This window comes from Marinobacter sp. bablab_jr008 (assembly GCF_016464145.1).
GTDB classification, from domain to species: domain Bacteria; phylum Pseudomonadota; class Gammaproteobacteria; order Pseudomonadales; family Oleiphilaceae; genus Marinobacter; species Marinobacter nauticus.
This window is the reverse complement of the sequence record NZ_JACDWW010000022.1, coordinates 1-1,395: the sequence shown is the minus strand read 5'-3', so window position 1 is coordinate 1,395 and position 1,395 is coordinate 1. Positions and strand designations below refer to the sequence as shown.

The 1,395-nt window shown below is 55.0% G+C and carries 1 protein-coding gene; it reads left to right on the top strand.

The annotated features are described in order from the left end of the window. Positions 1-18 precede the first annotated feature (18 nt). Positions 19-1,395: IS1182 family transposase (locus JIF53_RS00780; protein WP_199451610.1), on the top strand; the 1,377-nt coding region annotated here is incomplete at its 3' end.

Below are 1,395 nucleotides of genomic sequence, written 5' to 3'. Positions count from 1 at the left end.
GGCTCGCGGTTATTTTTTATGAGGCATCTTGAAGGCACCCCTCGAAGTCAGGCGCTGTTGCTCCCACCCAGCGTTGAAGATTATGTCCCCGAAGATCACCCGGTTCGCGTCATTGATGCGTTTGTGGATTCACTGAATTTGTCAGAGATGGGGTTCAGGAAAGCTCAGACGGCCCATACCGGCCGCCGCCCTTACCATCCCGGCGATTTGCTCAAGCTTTATATCTACGCCTACCTCAACCAGACCAGCAGTACCCGACGGCTGGAAAAAGAATGTCATCGCAACCTGGAAGTGCTCTGGCTGATGAAGCAGCTGGCACCGGATTTCAAGACCATCGCGGACTTCCGTAAAGATAACGGTGACGCGGTCAAGAAGGTGTGCCGGCAGTTCATTGTGTTCTGCAAACAGGCAGGACTGGTCAGTGGCCAGTTGGTGGCGATTGATGGCAGCAAGTTCAAAGCGGCCGCCAGTAAAGACCAGGCTGTTACCCGCAAGCAGCTGGAGAAGCAGCTGGGCAAGCTGGATCAGAAAATCGATCGTTATCTCGCTCAGCTGGCGGCATCGGAACAAGGTGATGACGCCGATCTGAACCGTGACAAAGTATCCGAAGCCTTGGCTTATCTAGAAACCCACAAGGCGGAACTGCAGGATGAACTGAAGACGCTGGTCGATGAGGACAAGACTCAGCTCTGTCGTACAGAGCCGGACGCCAAGCTGATGAAATCTGGCCGGGAAGGCACGGTGGTGGGCTACAACGCGCAGAATGCCGTTGACGAGGAATACCAACTGATCGTTCACCACGACCTGACACAGGCAGGTAGCGATAACCAGCAACTGAAACCGATCGCCCAAGAGACCCATGATGTACTGGAGGGCGGACTAGAAACCCTCGTTGCCGATGCCGGCTACTCCAACGGTCAGCAGATCAAAGAGCTTCAGTCTTCTGGGTACGATGTGGCAGTGCCATCGAACCGGGCGGTCAACAATCAGGGAAACGGCGAGTACTTCCAGAAACGTGACTTCACCTATTTGCCCGAAGAGGACGCTTACCTCTGTCCTGCTGGAGAGCGGCTGCCTCACAAGACGGTGAGCAACAAGGATCGTCTGCATCTGTACGCACGTTCAGGCTGCAATCAATGCCCGCTCCAGAGCCAATGTACCAAGGCGGATCGACGCTGGGTCACACGCCACTTCAATGAAGAGGCTCTGGAGAAAGCAACGAACGCCGCCACACCTGAGCGGATGATCCGTCGAATGGCTACCGTTGAGCCGACCTTCGCTACACTCAAGAGAATGCTGAATAAAGGGAGATTTACCTGCTGGGGTCTGAGTTCTGCCAGTAGTGAATACAGTCTGGGGGTGCTGAGTTACAACCTGATGCGGGCGATCAACGTG